General features: G+C 72.2%; 13 protein-coding genes and 1 pseudogene. 6 read left to right on the top strand and 8 right to left on the bottom strand.

Annotated features, from left to right (window positions below):
- The first annotated feature begins 284 nt into the window (after positions 1 to 284).
- Positions 285 to 470: a transposase gene (locus tag AB0G63_RS12925; protein ID WP_360748704.1), complete on the top strand. Its 186-nt coding sequence runs from the start codon at positions 285 to 287 to the stop codon at positions 468 to 470.
- Positions 471 to 625: 155 nt separating this feature from the next.
- On the opposite strand, the gene AB0G63_RS12920 is transcribed toward AB0G63_RS12925, so the two are convergent.
- Positions 626 to 1,570: a MerR family transcriptional regulator gene (locus AB0G63_RS12920; RefSeq protein WP_360748701.1), complete on the bottom strand. Its 945-nt coding sequence runs from the start codon at positions 1,568 to 1,570 to the stop codon at positions 626 to 628.
- 90 nt (positions 1,571 to 1,660) lie between these two features.
- Between AB0G63_RS12920 and AB0G63_RS12915 the strand changes: the two genes are divergently transcribed.
- Positions 1,661 to 2,455: an alpha/beta fold hydrolase gene (locus AB0G63_RS12915; protein WP_360748698.1), complete on the top strand. Its 795-nt coding sequence runs from the start codon at positions 1,661 to 1,663 to the stop codon at positions 2,453 to 2,455.
- 215 nt (positions 2,456 to 2,670) lie between these two features.
- Here AB0G63_RS12915 and AB0G63_RS12910 read toward each other — a convergent pair whose 3' ends face one another.
- From AB0G63_RS12910 to AB0G63_RS12900, 3 genes are read right to left on the bottom strand one after another with little or no spacing between them, the layout of a single operon-like run.
- Positions 2,671 to 3,285: a DUF4865 family protein gene (locus tag AB0G63_RS12910; protein ID WP_360748695.1), complete on the bottom strand. Its 615-nt coding sequence runs from the start codon at positions 3,283 to 3,285 to the stop codon at positions 2,671 to 2,673.
- Between the two features lie 28 nt (positions 3,286 to 3,313).
- Positions 3,314 to 3,724 carry a cupin domain-containing protein gene (locus tag AB0G63_RS12905; protein ID WP_360748692.1) on the bottom strand — a complete coding sequence of 137 codons (411 nt, stop codon included), beginning with the start codon at positions 3,722 to 3,724 and terminating at the stop codon, positions 3,314 to 3,316.
- A 15-nt stretch (positions 3,725 to 3,739) separates the two neighbouring features.
- Entirely contained in the window at positions 3,740 to 4,315 is a 576-nt protein-coding gene (locus tag AB0G63_RS12900) for a TetR/AcrR family transcriptional regulator (RefSeq protein WP_360748689.1), read from the bottom strand.
- Between the two features lie 421 nt (positions 4,316 to 4,736).
- On the opposite strand from AB0G63_RS12900, the gene AB0G63_RS12895 reads away from it, so the two are divergent.
- From AB0G63_RS12895 to AB0G63_RS12880, 4 genes are read left to right on the top strand one after another with little or no spacing between them, the layout of a single operon-like run.
- Entirely contained in the window at positions 4,737 to 5,750 is a 1,014-nt protein-coding gene (locus AB0G63_RS12895) for a zinc-dependent alcohol dehydrogenase (protein ID WP_360748686.1), read from the top strand.
- A gap of 51 nt (positions 5,751 to 5,801) precedes the next feature.
- A complete protein-coding gene (locus AB0G63_RS12890; protein WP_360748683.1) occupies positions 5,802 to 6,917 on the top strand; it encodes an NAD(P) transhydrogenase subunit alpha in 1,116 nt (371 codons plus the stop codon).
- On the top strand, positions 6,914 to 7,219 hold the full coding sequence (locus tag AB0G63_RS12885; protein ID WP_360748680.1) for an NAD(P) transhydrogenase subunit alpha: 306 nt from the start codon (positions 6,914 to 6,916) through the stop codon (positions 7,217 to 7,219). The genes AB0G63_RS12890 and AB0G63_RS12885 overlap by 4 nt, the downstream gene beginning before the upstream one ends.
- Positions 7,220 to 7,224: 5 nt before the next feature.
- Entirely contained in the window at positions 7,225 to 8,637 is a 1,413-nt protein-coding gene (locus AB0G63_RS12880) for an NAD(P)(+) transhydrogenase (Re/Si-specific) subunit beta (protein WP_360748993.1), read from the top strand.
- A gap of 110 nt (positions 8,638 to 8,747) precedes the next feature.
- On the opposite strand, the gene AB0G63_RS12875 is transcribed toward AB0G63_RS12880, so the two are convergent.
- From AB0G63_RS12875 to AB0G63_RS12860, 4 genes and pseudogenes are all read right to left on the bottom strand, one after another.
- The gene (locus AB0G63_RS12875; protein ID WP_360748677.1) at positions 8,748 to 9,791 is read right to left on the bottom strand and encodes a 2Fe-2S iron-sulfur cluster binding domain-containing protein; all 1,044 of its coding nucleotides are present in this window, start codon (positions 9,789 to 9,791) and stop codon (positions 8,748 to 8,750) included.
- On the bottom strand, positions 9,788 to 11,455 hold the full coding sequence (gene hcp, locus AB0G63_RS12870; protein ID WP_360748674.1) for a hydroxylamine reductase: 1,668 nt from the start codon (positions 11,453 to 11,455) through the stop codon (positions 9,788 to 9,790). The genes AB0G63_RS12875 and hcp overlap by 4 nt, the downstream gene beginning before the upstream one ends.
- 101 nt (positions 11,456 to 11,556) lie before the next feature.
- Positions 11,557 to 12,246, bottom strand: a complete 690-nt coding sequence (locus AB0G63_RS12865) for a Crp/Fnr family transcriptional regulator (RefSeq protein WP_360748672.1) — start codon at positions 12,244 to 12,246, stop codon at positions 11,557 to 11,559.
- A gap of 92 nt (positions 12,247 to 12,338) precedes the next feature.
- A pseudogene (locus AB0G63_RS12860) lies at positions 12,339 to 12,590 on the bottom strand (IS200/IS605 family accessory protein TnpB-related protein); the annotation flags it as partial.

Here is a 12,590-nt window from a genome sequence, read left to right as displayed (position 1 = left end):
GGCTGGCCAACCGCAGCGTCCGGGGCGCCGACGAGGTTGCCGTGACCGCGCTGGAGCCGCGCAGGCGCAGCAGACCGCGCTGCCCGGCGAGGACGTCGCCACGCAGATGATGATCTCCGCCTGCGGGTGAGTGCGGAAGGTCTCGCGGATCTGCTTGTCGACGCGCTCGAGCCGGTCGTCCAGGGCCAGGATCTGTTCCGCCAAGTCGGCGACGAGTCCCTGCCCGGCATGGTCCGATCCTCGATGCCGAGTTCGTCGTCGCTGTCGGCGATCTTTCGGCCTACGTGGACGGCGGCCACCTGGCATCGGCGGCCGCGCTGGTGCCCGTCCCGCGCGACTCCGGACGGCGAACCGGCAACCTGCACCGGCCCCAGCGCCACAGCCGACGTCTGCGACGGGCGCACTGCCGAGCGGGGACTGCTGCCCGAAGAAGCGAAGCCAGGGATGCAAACGGGTCCAGGCAGTCGTAGCCCTGGCCCGCCGGCGAGCCAGCGTCCCGTGGGGCCTCCTGCGTGACAACCGGGTTTTCACCCCTTCGTCCCACCGGTCACACAAGCGGCTTGACCGGGTGGTAACAGTCGCCGGCGCGGTCTGAAGGAGCCCTGGGGTTGCTCGACGCAACGCCTCAGCCGCGCCGCGGCTGCGTGGAGACGAGGAGGGCGACCAGGCGGCCGTGACCTGCGCCGACCGTGACAGCCGACGACGGGGCGAGCTGCGCCGCCAGCGTCCAGTAGCGCACCAGACAGGGATGTCGTTCCCGCCTCAGACGCGCTGCGAGTGCCCTACGGAAGGCGGGTGTGTCGGCGGCTTCCGCATACTGCGCGTAAGCGCCGACGAAGGTGTCCAGCGCAGTGGTGTCCGCTCCGCTTTCGCCGGCAGTGAGGGCGCGCGCTGCCAGCGCGTGGGAACGGGCGAGTGCCTCGTAGAACCGGGTCACGCGTTCGGGATCCGGCGAGGGGTCTGCCGGCGGAGCGTGCTTCAGGTGGGCGCGGATGGCAGCGGCGACGCTGCGGTCGGTGGCGAGATGGTGCAGGCGGGCGTACGCGAGCGCCTGCCGGGGGCTCGGATCGCTTGGCAGCTCGGGGATGGCGGCCCGGGCGAGCGCGTCACTGATGTGGCGAGGGAACCTCGCAGGCATGATGCGCCGCCAGAAGACTCCGAGCTCTTCCGGGTCGGGTCTGGCGGCAACGCTGTCAAGCAGAGGCAGTACCAGGGCCAGGGCATCGTCGTCCGGGACTTCGTCGAGGGCCTGGAGCGCTGCCCGGCGCCACCGCAGGTCCTCCAGCTGCTGCTCCACGTCGCCGAGGTGATCAGCCAGGACGTCACGGACCGCCGCTCCATCGACTGCGGCAGCGGAGGCGGCCGGCAACCCGAGTCCCAGCATCCGCAGGCTCCTCACCAGGCGCAGCCGGTCAAGGGCGTCCTGGCCATATCGCCGATGGCCGCCGGTGCTGCGGCCGGCCTCGGTGAGGACACCGCGCTCGGTGTAGAAGCGGACGGTCTTCACGGACACACCGGCGGCAGCCGCGAGCTCACCCACACTCCAGACCGGCTCGCCTTCCTGTGGCACGGCTTGAACCTCCCCATAGGGCGTTTTCCACACTACAACTGGTCGAAAGAACCGGGTGCGGGGTGTCCCGCACCGGGCAGGAGGTGTGTTGTGTCGCTGTTCGTACTGGTGCCAGGTGCCTGGCTGGGCGGCTGGGCGTGGAGCGAGGTCGTCGCGGAGTTGACGCGTCGCGGCCATCAGGCCGTGCCTGTGACCCTGACGGGACTCGGTGAGCGCCGGCACCTGGCCTCCCGGGCCGTGGGGCTGAGCACCCACATCCAGGACGTCGTCTCGATTCTCGACACCAGCGAGACGCCGGACACCGTGCTCGTGGGCCACAGCTACGGGATCTTCCCGGCTCTCGGAGCGGCTGACCGCCGACCGCGGTCGGTCGGCCGCATCGTGTTCCTGGACACCGGCATGCCGCGCAATGGCCAAAGCGTCGTGGACGCCTTCCTCAGCCCGGAACAGAAGTCCGCACTGCAAGGGCAGGTACAGACCCGAGGCGACGGGTGGCGCTTCCCCCTGCCGGAAGCGGACGCCCTGCCGCACTGGGGCAACCTCGCCGGCCTCGACGCCATGGCGCTGGACAGGCTGCGCCGCCTTGCAGCCCCGCACCCCTACGCCACGTTCACGGAACCCCTCGTTCTGACCGGCGGTACCGAAGATCTCCCGACCACCAAGATCTTCTGTACCGCGGGCGGAATCGACCTCGCGTTGCTACGCGCCCTGCACTCTGCCGGAGACCCACGGGTAGCGGGCCTTCTCGACGACAGATCGACGTATTTCGAACTCCCCACCGGTCATTACCCCATGCTGTCGATGCCCGGGGAGCTCGTGAACGTGCTCGTCGAGGCCGCCGCCGGAGGAGGACTACGGCTCGGTTCCCCGTCGGCCCCCGATTAAGGAGAAGCACCTGACGGCTCCGGCGATCCCAGACCCTGTGGGGTGGGCGACCGCGGGGGCCGGGTACTCGGTGGGGCCGGTGGTGGTCTCGGCGATCAGCCGTGCCGGCCCCAGTCGAGGAGGGCTGCCTCGGAGGCACGGCCCGGCTGCCTGGGCCGCTACGGATTGCGCGCCCGCATCATGGCCGGCGACGGCCTGCCCGACGCAAGCATGCACTACCAGTCCTGCCCCTCCGGCAGCAGATCCAGACCGGGGGCGGACAGGTGCAGAACCTCGTAGCGCTCGGTCGCGTCCTCGTCCGGCGCGGACGTGTTTGCCCACAACACGAATCGCAGCAGCTGCCAGTGGTGGGGGTCGACGGCCAGTGCGGCGGTGTGCACGTCAGCATGACGTGAGAAGCGTCGCAGTTGCTCGACTTCCCGTTCGATCAGTGCGGACAGGCCCATCCCCGTGCCGTCCGGGTCGGCCTCGGAAGGTATCCCCGTGAGGCGGCGCGACGCCGCCTTGGGAGGTGCCGTCCGAGCGGGGCCCGTGTGGCAGGCAATGCCGGTCCAATGGCGGGCGACCGGGCGGCCGAAGTCGCGGATGATGTTCTGGAAGCCGCCTCCGCCGACCAGGAAGTGGGCCATCGCGCCGGTGTCATTCCACAGATAGAAGGGGGCGTACTGGTTCACCGGCGAGCCGTCGATGCCGCGCTCGCGGATGAGATACGCCTTCAGGCCCAGTCCGGAGCGGTCGTCGAGGGCGTGGCCGCCATCGGCTACCCGTGTGCGGATGATCTTCATGTCGTAGTCGGTGGGCAGGGTGATCTCGTACTGCTTGGCGTACACGAAGGCGCTTCCTTTTCTTGGTGAAGGATCAGTGAACGAACGGGCCGGCGGTGTACTCGACCTCCGTGACCTGGGAGCCACGCTCGGCCTCGGAGCCGTCTTCGGCGACCTCTTCTATGGCCAGATGTGTCATGAAGGTGGTGGGAGACGCTCCGTGCCAGTGCCACTCGTCCGGCGCGATGCGCACACTGTCGCCCGCTCGGATGATGTGCGCCTCTCCGCCCCGGCATTGAACGAGCCCGGTTCCCTGGGTGACGAGAAGGGTCTGGCCCAGGGGATGGCGATGCCAAACGGTGCGGGCGCCGGGGGCGAAGTGCACGAGGTCCACCCGGTAGCGCGACGAGCCCTCGGGAGCGGCGATCTCGTCCACCCATGCCGCCCCGGAAACCCATTCGGGCGGCGCGACGGCAGTGGCTTGCGGTGCGTGGGAAATGCGCATGAAGGATGGACTCCTTTACGTTCGGGGAGTGGAGGTGTGTGCGGCCAGTAGGCTCAGCACCCCGGCGATCGCCTGGTCGAACGGCTGCACGGAGTCTGCGGCGCGGGCAAGGACGTAGCCGCCCTGAAGAACCGCGACGACCGTTGCCGCGACTGTCTGGGGATCCAGCGCGGTACTGAACTCGCCGCGCTCGCGCCCCTCGGCCAGGACGCCAGCGAGGCGCTCGCGCAGCCAGGCCAGGGTCTCGTCGACCGGGGCCCGCAGCGTCGGGGCTCCCATGACGTCCGGGTCCTGGGTGAGACGTCCGATGGGGCAGCCCTTGAGGACGTCCCGTTCCCGGAGCAGATACGCGGTGACGCGGTCAACGGCGGTCCCCGGAGCGGAGAACTCTGCTTCGGCTTTGGCGCGCATCTCCTCGGCGGTGCGGCGAATCGCAGCGAGTGCCAGATCCGGCTTACCGGCGAAGTGGTGGTACATGCTGCCCTGTCCGGCCCCTGCCCGCTGTTGGATCGCCTTCGGACTGGTGCCGGTGTAACCGCGTTCCCACAGCAGTTCGCGAGTGCTTTCGATGAGGCGTTCGGCAGTATCCATGCGAGGAGTGTACATACTAGTAGGTACAAAAGGGGGGCGTTCCTTGCCGGCCGACCGGGGTCGTGCGGCCGGCCCGGTGGCCGGGTGGCCCCCTGCTCACCGCCCGGTTCGCCGAGTGGTCCCGCAAGGCGGGGTCCGGTGAGGAAGCGGCTCCGGCCGGGCGGCGGCGTGGGGTCCGAGCGGCCCCGTGAGCGGGGTCCTTCGGCCTCTGCTGCCCGCCCCGCGCGCGCGTGAGGCTGGTGGACCGGACCGGGTAGGGAAGGCACGCGGGAGGTGCCGTGGACGCTCGGCACGTCACCGGGACGCACGCGACGGCGCGCCGCGGCGCACCTGCTGCTCACCGCCTCGCGGCCGGGAACCCGCCGCACTTCGCGACCTGGCTCCAAGCGCCCCCGCATGCGGACCAGTTGAGGAGCAGACCATGAAGGCAGCGGTCGTCACCGACTTCGGCAAGCCCCTGGAGATCCGCGACCTGCCCGTCCCCGAGCCCGGTCCCGGCCAGGTGCTCGTGAAGATGGAGGCCTCCGGGCTCTGCCACACCGACATCCACGCCGCCCACGGCGACTGGCCGGTCAAGCCCCGCCCGCCGTTCGTCCCCGGCCACGAGGGCGTCGGCCCCGTCACGGCCGTCGGCGCGGGCGTCAGCGCCGACCTCGTGGGCAGGCGGGTCGCCGTCCCGTGGCTCGGGTCCTCCTGCGGCACCTGCCGCTACTGCGTCTCCGGCCGGCAGACCCTGTGCGAGAAGCAGGTCAACTCCGGCTATTCCGTCGACGGTTGCTTCGCCGAGTACGCCGTCGCCGACGCCGGCGGCGTCGTCGCGGTCCCCGACGGCGTGCCGTCGTTCGACGCGGCCCCGCTGACCTGCGCGGGCGTGACCACGTACAAGGCGATCAAGGTCGCCCGGGTGACCCCGGCCGAGCGCGTCGCGGTCTTCGGCGTCGGCGGCCTCGGCCACCTGGCGCTGCAGTACGCGCGGCTGGTCGGCGGCTTCGTCACCGCCGTAGACCTCGAACCCGACAAGCTGGGCCTGGCCCACCGGCTCGGCGCCGACGAGATCGTCAACGCCCGCACCCACGACCCGGTCGAGGAGATCGTGCGGGCCGGCGGCGCGGACGTGGCCGTCGTGCTGGCCGCCGCGCCCACGGCGTTCGAGCAGGCCTACCGGTCCCTCAACCGGGGCGGGCGCCTGGTCATGGTCGCGCTGCCCGGCGACGACGCGGCGATCAGCGTGCCCGTCTTCGACACCGTCCTCGGCGGCATCTCCGTCATCGGCTCCATCGTGGGTACCCGCCAGGACCTGGCCGAGGTGTTCGCCCTGCACGCCGCCGGACGCACCCAGGTCGTCGCCGAGCCGCGGCGGCTGGAGGAGGTCAACGACTCCTTCGAGGAGGTGCTCGCGGGCCGGGCCGAGGCACGGCTCGTGTTCGAGTTCTGACCCGGCCCCCGGTCCCCCGGCACACCGGGCCACGACGAGAGGCAGCAGATCATGGGAACCGTCACCGTCGGCGCCGTACGGGGGCGGGCGCCCGGCGAGCGCCGTGTCGCCCTCGTCCCCGAGGCCGTCGCCCTGCTGCGCCGGGACGGGATCGACGTCCTGGTCGAGACCGGAGCCGGGGCCGGCGCCTGGTTCGCCGACGCCGACTACGCGGAGGCCGGCGCGGCCGTCGTGCCGCCGCACGAGCTGTACACCAGGGCGGACGCCGTGCTGTGCGTGGGCCCGCCGGACGCCGGTGCCGCCGAATCGCTGCGCGCCGGGCAGGTCCTGATCGGCCTGCTCGAACCGCTGCGCCGGCCCGCCCTGGTCTCCGCGCTGGCCGCGCGCGGGGTACGCACGGTGAGCCTCGACCTGCTGCCGCGCACCCTCAGCCGCGCCCAGTCCATGGACGCGCTGACCTCCCAGGCGAACGTCGCCGGCTACAAGGCGGCCGTGCTCGCCGCCGACACCTACGGCCGGTTCTTCCCGATGCTGACCACCGCGGCGGGCACCATGCGCCCGGCGCAGGTCCTCGTCCTCGGCGCCGGAGTGGCCGGACTGCAGGCCATCGCCACCGCCCGCCGCCTCGGCGCCGCCGTCACCGCCTACGACGTCCGCCCCGAGTCGCGGGAGGAGGTCAAGTCGCTGGGCGCCCGCTTCCTGGACGTCGCGGCCCCGCCGACATGGGAACAGGGCACCGGACAGGGCGGCTACGCACGCGAGTTGACGGAGTCCGAGCAGCGGGCCCAGCGGGCGGCGCTGGACGCGCACATCGCCCGTACGGACATCGTGATCACCACCGCCCAGGTGCCGGGCCGCAAGCCGCCGCTGCTGGTCACGGCCGCCGCGGTGCGGGCCATGAAGTCCGGTTCCGTGGTCGTCGACCTCGCGGCGAGCGAATCCGGCGGCAACGTCGAGGTGTCCGAACCCGACAGGACGACCGTCCTCGACAACGGCGTCACCGTCATCGGCGCCGGACGCCTGCCGTCCGCGATGGCGACCGCCGCGTCCACGGCATACGCCCGCAACCTCGTCGCGCTGCTGCGCCACCTCGTGCGCGACGGAGAACTGGTCCTCGACCCGGCCGACGAGATCACGGCCGCGCTGACGGGAGGAGCCCCCGCATGAACAACCTCGATCTCCTCACCGCGATCACCGTCTTCGTGCTGAGCGTCCTGGTCGGCGTCGAGGTCATCAGCAAGGTCCCGGCGACCCTGCACACCCCCCTGATGTCCGGCTCGAACGCCGTGCACGGCATCGTCGTCATCGGCGCCATGCTGATCGCCGCGGAATCGCACACCTGGCCCGGCTACGCGCTCGCCTTCGTGGCGATGGTGTTCGGCGCGATGAACGTCGTCGGCGGATACGCGGTCACCGACCGGATGCTGGAGATGTTCCGGGCCAGGCCGAGTGAGAAGAAGGACGTGTGACCGCCATGGACACCGTCTCCGACGCCGTCCACTACGTCTTCCTGGCCACGGCCGCCTGCTTCGTGCTCGGCCTGCACCTGATGAACCACCCGCGCACCGCCCGCCGCGGCAACACTGTCTCCGCCGGCGCCATGGCCGTCGCGATCGCCGCCACGGTGTGGCTGGTCGCCCACGAGGGCGCCATCACCGCGACCGGCTGGCTGGTACTGGCCTGCGGCGGCCTGGTCGGCGCCGCGCTCGGCCTGTACGCCGCGCGCGCGGTCAAGATGACCGCCATGCCGCAGCTGGTCAGCCTCTTCAACGCCGTCGGCGGCGGGGCGGCCGCGCTGATCGCGGTCGACGGCCTGCTGCAGGTCGGCGATCCGGCCGCGACCGGCGCGCGGGTCTCCCTGCCGGGCGCGCTGGACATCGTCATCGGCGCGGTCACCTTCTCCGGCTCGCTCGTCGCGGCCGGCAAGCTGCAGGGCGTCGTCCCCGGCGCGCCGGTGGTCTTCCCCGGGGCGCGGCTGCTCAACCTGGTGCTGCCAGCCTCCTTCGTGGCCGGCACCGTCTGGCTGGTGCTCGCCCCGGACTCCCGTACCGCCCTGTTCGGGCTCGTCGCCGTCGCGGTGCTGTTCGGCGTGACGATGGTGCTGCCCATCGGCGGCGCCGACATGCCGGTCGTCATCGCCCTGCTGAACGCCTTCACCGGCTCCGCGGTCGCCATGGCCGGCTTCGTGCTCGACGAGACCGCGCTGATCATCGCGGGCATGCTGGTCAGCTCCTCCGGCGGCATCCTCACCAGGCTGATGGCCGACGCCATGAACCGGTCGGTCGCAGGCATCGTCGTCGGCGGCTTCGGCACCGGCGACGGCGCCCCGGCCGCGGCCGGAGGAGGCCCCGCCCAGGTGCGGTCGGTCTCCGCGGACGACGTGGCGATCCAGCTGGCGTACGCGCGCAAGGTCGTCCTCGTCCCCGGCTACGGCCTCGCCGCGGCCCAGGCCCAGCACGAGCTCGGCGACCTCGCCAAGCTGCTCACCGACCACGGCGTCGACGTCAGCTACGCCGTCCACCCGGTCGCCGGCCGCATGCCCGGGCACATGAACGTGCTGCTGGCGGAGGCCGACGTGCCCTACACCCAGCTCAAGGACATGGACGAGGTCAACCCCGAGTTCCCGCAGGCCGACGTCGCCCTCGTGGTCGGCGCCAACGACGTCACCAACCCGATCGCCCGCCGCCCCGGCAACCCGATCTCCGGCATGCCGATCCTCGACGTCGACAAGGCCAGGAGCGTCGTCGTCATCAAGCGCTCCATGGGCCACGGCTACGCCGGCGTCGACAACGAGCTGTACACCGATCCCAAGACCGGCATGTTCTTCACCGACGCCAAGCAGGGGCTGGCCGAACTGAAGGCGGCCGTCGGGGAGTTCGTCCTCTGACCCGCACCGCACGGCGCCCCCGCGGTGACCGACCCACGGGGGCGCCCGAGCCGTCCGCTCGGGTGGGCAGGAAGCGGTCCCGGCTCGGGTGGGCAGGAAGCCCTCCCGGCTCAGGTGGGCAGGAAGCGCTCCCGGAAGACCCGCTCCGGTGCGACGCCCCCGGCGAGCGCCGCGGTCGTCACGCTCTCCACCAGCGGCGGCGGCCCGCACACGTACACGTCCGGCGCCTCGTCCGCCGTGCGCAGCGCCTCGGCGACCCGTTCGGCGGGTGTGCCGGCCACGCCCTGCCGGCCCGGGCCGGGCCGCCACACGCAGATCTCGTGGTCGAAGGACGCCGACTCGGCCGCCACCTCCTTCAGCAGGTCCTCCCCGAAGACGTCCGCGTCCTCGCTCACGCCGAAGAAGAACCGCACCGGCTGCGGCTCCTGCCACTCCGCCATCTGCCGGGCCATCGACAGCAGCGGAGCGAGCCCCGTGCCGCCGGCCACGAACCAGCGCGGCCGCAGGCCCGTCTCGTGCAGCCCGAAGGCGCCCTGCGGGCCGTGCACGGTCAGCCGGTCGCCGACCCGGGCCCGCTCGCCCAGGTACCCGGAGAACAGCCCGCCCGGCCGCAGCCGCACGAACAGCTCCACGCGGCCGTCCCAGTTGCCGGTGTTGGCCAGCGAGTAGGCCCGCCGCTCCTCCCGGCCGGGCACCTGCACCTCGACGAACTGCCCGGCGTCGAACTGGAATCCGGCGCCCTGCTCCTCGTCCTCCGCCAGCATCAGCTCCAGCCGTACGGTGTCCCGCGCCACCCTCTCCAGCGCGGTGACCGTGCCCTCGCGCTCCGGTATCCCGCCGTGCAGGATGCGGGAGTTGTCGTACGGCAGCGCCGCGCTGAACGCCCCGCGCGGGTAGGTGCGGCACAGCAGCACGCCCCCGGCCTCCCGTTCGGCGCCGGGCAGCGCGTCGGCGGCGCAGGCGCCGAGGTCGTAGGCGCCGTCGGTGACGTCCGCCCGGCAGGAGCCGCAGGTGCCCTGGCGGCACGCGGCCGGCAGGGCGGCCCCCCACTCCGCGGCGGCCTCCAGGACGCTCTGCCCGTCGGCGCAGCCGAACTCCAGCCGCTCGCCGTCGGCGGTGGTGAGGGTGACCGTGGACGACGTCGACGTCGTCATGCCCCGGCCCTCTGCAGCGCCGCCGCGATGTCCGCCTGCGGGTCGCCGATGATGCGCAGCCCGAACCGGTCCACCATCGCGGCCACCAGCGTGGGCGTCAGGAAGCCCGGCAGGGACGGGCCGAGGTGGATGTCGCGCAGGCCCAGCGCGAGCAGGCTCAGCAGCACCGCCACCGCCTTCTGCTCCGTCCAGGACAGGGCGAGCGTGAGCGGCAGGTCGTTCAGGCCGCAGTCGAAGGCGTCGGCGAGCGCCGCCGCGATCCGGACGGCGGAGTGGGCGTCGTTGCACTGCCCCAGGTCCAGCAGCCGCGGGATGCCGTCGATCGTGCCGAAGTCGTGCCGGTTGAAACGGTACTTGGCGCAGCCGAGGGTGAGCACGACCGCGTCGTCGGGCGCGCCGAGCGCGATGTCCCGGTAGTAGTCGCGGCCGACCGTCGGACCGTCGCAGCCGCCGACCAGGAAGAAGTGCCGGATGGCGCCCTTCTTCACCGCGCCGACCACGTCGTCCGCGACGGACAGCAGCGCGTCCCGCCCGAACCCGACCGTGATGAACCGCTCCTCGCCGTCCTCCTTGAAGCCCGGCATCGCCTTCGCGGCCTGCACGACGGCGGAGAAGTCGCCGTCGCCGAGGTGGCGGACGCCCGGCCAGCCGACCGGGCCGGTGGTGAAGATGCGCCGGCGGTAGGCGGGGTAGGGCTCGATGATGCAGTTCGACGTCATCAGGATCGGGCCGGGGAACTTGGCGAACTCGCGCTGCTGGTCCTGCCACGCGCCGCCGTAGTTGCCGGCCAGGTGCGGGTAGCGCTTCAGCAGCGGGTAGGCGTGCGCCGGCAGCATCTCGCCGTGCGTGTAGACGTTGATGCCGGTGCCCTCGGTCTGCTCCAGCAGCGCCGCCAGGTCGCGCAGGTCGTGGCCGCTGACCAGGATCGCCTTGCCCGCCACGGGCGTCGTGCGCACCGCGGTCGGCTGCTGGGCGCCGAACGTGCCGGTGTTGGCGGCGTCCAGCAGTTCCATCACCGTCAGGTTGAGGCGTCCCAGGCCGACCGCGCGCTCCAGCAGCTCTTCGGCGTCCGCCGGCTCGCCCGCCAGGTACGCCAGCTCGTCCTCCACCCCGGCGAACACCTGCGCGCTGTGCTTGCCCAGGACGTGCGCGTGGTGGGCGTAGGCGCAGATACCCTTGAGGGCGTACAGGTGCAGCGAGCGCAGCCCCACGATGTCCGGGCCGACCACGTCCAGGCCGGCGTCCACGCGGAAGCCGGGCGCCTGCTCCAGCAGCCCGGTCAGGTCGGCGGCGGGCTGCCAGCGCGCCGGGCCGTCGAGCCGCTCCGGCTCCAGGCCGTGCTCCCGCGCCGCCGCCTCGTAGCGGCCGCGCACCCGGTCCCGTACGGCCGCCGCCTCCTGCAGCAGGGCGACGAAGCGGGTCGGGTTGAAGTTCACGTTGGTGAGTGTGGTGAACATGGCGTACAGGATGAAGCCCGCCGCCTCGTCGTCCGCGGCGCCCAGCGCGCGGGCCCGGCTCGCGTACTGGGCGATGCCCTTCACCGAGTGGATCAGCAGGTCCTGTACGTCGGAAGTGGCCTCGTCCTTGCCGCAGTTGCCCAGCGGGCCCGCACAGCCGGGTACCTCGCCCGTTCGGTCGGTCTGCTCGCACTGGTAACAGAACATGCGTGTACTCCTCGGGAGATGTCGCTCGTTGCGGTCAGTGACGTTAGGCGCGGAGCGCGGGTGGTTCCTTGATCCAGGTCAAGCCGGCGCCGTGACGGGGGTCACCGCCACTCGAGGCGGGCCGCCAGCCGGGGCACGTCGTGCAGCGTGACGCACCGGCCCCGGACGCTGATCAGCCCGTCCGCGGTCAGCCCCCGCAGGGTGCGCGAGAGCGTCTCGGGCGTGAGGTTGAGCCGGGACGCCACGGTCTGCTTGGCCGCGGGCAGCACGATCTCCTGGCCGCCGTCCTCGCCGCGCGCCTCGTGCAGCAGGAACCCGATCACCCGCTGCTCGCTGGTGCGCAGCGAGTACGACTCCACGTCCCGCACCAGGCGCCGCAGCCGGACCGCCATGTTGGCCAGCATGCGGCGGGCGAAGGACGGGTCGCGGTCCAGCAGGTCCAGCACCGCGCGGCTGGACACCGACAGCAGTTCCGTGTCGACCAGGGCGGTGGCGGTGACCGGGTAGGTGATCCCGTCGAACACCACCGCCTCGCCGAAGCTCTCCCCGGCCTGGACGATCTCCAGCACCTTCTCCGCGCCGTCGGCCGCGGACACCGTCAGCTGCACCTGGCCGCGCACCACGAAGAAGAAGCCGCGCACCGGGTCGCCCTGGTGGAACAGGATCGTGCCCCGGTACACCGCGCGGACGTGCGAGCCCGCCGCGATGACAGTGAGCTGCTCCCGCGTCAGCCCCGCGAACAGCGGGATGCGCGGGAGCAGTCCGGGCACCGTGAGGGTGCTGTGGGTCATGTGCCGGAATCCTCCTCGGGAACCATCTCGATCGCGCCGCACGGGCATTCGGCCACGCACAGCCCGCAGTCGAGGTCGATCGCGAACCGTTCCTAGGGACTGAGCGGGAGTGAGTCCTGGTGCCAGGACTGGTGCTCAGCCGCGTGCCCCGAACGGTTGTGGGCACGCTGGTCGCCCGCTTTCGCTCCGCGTCCGGCACGCACGGATCGTGTCCGTGGTCCGGGAATGCGGGGGCGGGTTTCCTCACGCCCCGGGATGCCCGGTGCGGCCTGGACGGTCCGATGCCCCACCGCATCACGCTGGTGCGGTGGGGGCGGTGCCGTCCGACGCCGGATCGGGTGTCC

The sequence above is a fragment of the Streptomyces sp. NPDC020996 genome, assembly GCF_040641355.1.
In the GTDB taxonomy this organism is placed as follows: Bacteria; Actinomycetota; Actinomycetes; order Streptomycetales; family Streptomycetaceae; genus Streptomyces.
This window is presented reverse-complemented; position numbering and strand designations above follow the sequence as displayed.